Below are 1990 nucleotides of genomic sequence, written 5' to 3' on the forward strand. Positions count from 1 at the left end.
ATCCAGCGCGGGTCCCCGCGCGTACCGCACGGCGGAGTCCTCGGTGCGCAGCGCCAGCACGCTGCGCCCGGCCCGGAAGCGGCGCAGCACGCTGTTGTCCCAGGCGACGCGACGCCAGACGAACAGCCAGCCGAACGGGCCCTTCGGCTGGAAGACGACCACATCCAGCAGCCCGTCGGACACCGAGGCCTCGGGGATGAGCTCGAGACCGGCCGGGAGCGAGCCGCAGTTGGCGAACAGCACGCTGTGCACGCGCGCCGAGTGCATGCGGCGTCCCTGCACCTGGAAGACGACATGGAACGGCTGCGCGCCGACGAGCGAGCGGGCAGCGCCCTCGACGTATGCGACCCATCCCACGCTGCGCTTCAGCTGAGGGCTCGTGTTGGCGATCATCGCGGCATCCAGCCCCATGCCGCCCATCACGACGAAGGCGTGCTCGTCGACCTCGCCACCCGGGCGCCGCAACGTGGCGAACCCGATGTCGATCGGGTGCCGCTCGCCCGAGAAGGTGGCGGCGATCATCGTCTCGGGGTTGCCCAGCGGCAACCGCAGGTTGCGGGCCAGCAGGTTGCCCGTGCCGCTCGGCACGATCGTGAGCGGGACGCCCGAGCCGCTCACGGCGCCGGCGACCGCGCGCACGGTGCCGTCGCCGCCCGCGACGAGCACGGCGTCGACGCCCCGGTCCAGTGCCTCGCGCGTCGCGGTGTCGCCGAGGTCGTCGACGGTCGTGGCGAACAGCAGCGGCTCGTCCCACCCGGCCTCGCCCGACAGTCGCCGCACGCTCGCGACGAGCGCTGCGGCGTCGACCTTTATGGGGTTGTAGACCAGGGCGGCACGCGGAGCGGCGGGCGTGGTCATGCCCTCACGATAGCGGGACCCGCAGGCGGCGCCTGTGCGAGGATTGACGGATGATCGATCCCGCTCTTCTCCGCGACCGGCCTGACCTGGTCACGCGCTCGCAGCTGGCCCGCGGTGAGTCGGCTCAGACGGTCGACGACGCCGTCGCAGCCGACCGCGACCGTCGCGCGGCGATCACCGCGTTCGAAGAGCTGCGTGCGGCGCAGAACGCGCACGGCAAGCGCGTCGCACAGGCCCCCAAAGAGGAGAAGGCCGCGCTCGTGGCCGAGGCCAAGGAGCTGAGCGAGAAGGTCAAGGTCGCCCAGCGGCAGGTCGCCGAGGCGGAAGCTGCCGCCGACGCCGCCTTCGCGAAGCTGGAGAACATCGTCCTGGACGGCGTTCCCGCGGGCGGCGAGGAGAACTTCGTCACGCTGCGCACGCACGGCGAGCAGCCGTCATTCGACTTCGAGCCGCTCGACCATCTCGCCCTGGGGGAGAAGCTCGGTGCGATCGACATGGAGCGCGGCACCAAGGTGTCCGGCGCCCGCTTCTACTTCCTCACCGGCATCGGCGCCCGCCTCGAGCTGGCTCTGATGAACTTGGGGCTGGACCGCGCGCTGCAGGCGGGCTTCACCCCGATGATCCCGCCCACGCTCGTGCGCCCCGAGGTCATGCGCGGCACCGGCTTCCTCGGCCAGCACGCCGACGAGGTGTACCACCTGGCCGACGAGGACCTGTATCTCGTCGGCACCAGCGAGGTGCCCCTCGCCGGCTATCACATGGACGAGATCATCGACCTGTCCCGGGGGCCCAAGCGCTACGCCGGGTGGTCCACCTGCTACCGCAGCGAAGCGGGGTCGTATGGCAAGGACACCCGCGGCATCATTCGCGTGCACCAGTTCAACAAGCTCGAGATGTTCGTCTACACCACGCCCGACGACGCGCAGGCGGAGCACGAGCGCCTCGTCGCACTGCAGGAGCAGATGCTGCAGGACCTCGGTCTCAGCTACCGCGTGATCGACGTGGCGGCCGGCGACCTCGGCTCGTCTGCGGCGCGCAAGTACGACATCGAGGCCTGGGTCCCGACGCAGGGCGCCTACCGTGAGCTCACCAGCACGAGCAACTGCACGACCTACCAGGCGCGGCGGCTCGA

At 71.0% G+C, this 1990-nt stretch carries 2 protein-coding genes; one reads left to right on the forward strand and one right to left on the reverse strand.

The annotated features are described in order from the left end of the window. On the reverse strand, positions 1 to 858 hold an 858-nt coding region (locus NQ160_RS22985), incomplete at its 3' end, for a diacylglycerol/lipid kinase family protein (protein WP_257517333.1). Between the two features lie 50 nt (positions 859 to 908). On the opposite strand from NQ160_RS22985, the gene serS reads away from it, so the two are divergent. Next, positions 909 to 1990: serine--tRNA ligase (gene serS / locus NQ160_RS22990; RefSeq protein WP_257517334.1), on the forward strand; the 1082-nt coding region annotated here is incomplete at its 3' end.

It is taken from the genome of Microbacterium sp. zg.Y909, assembly GCF_024626565.1.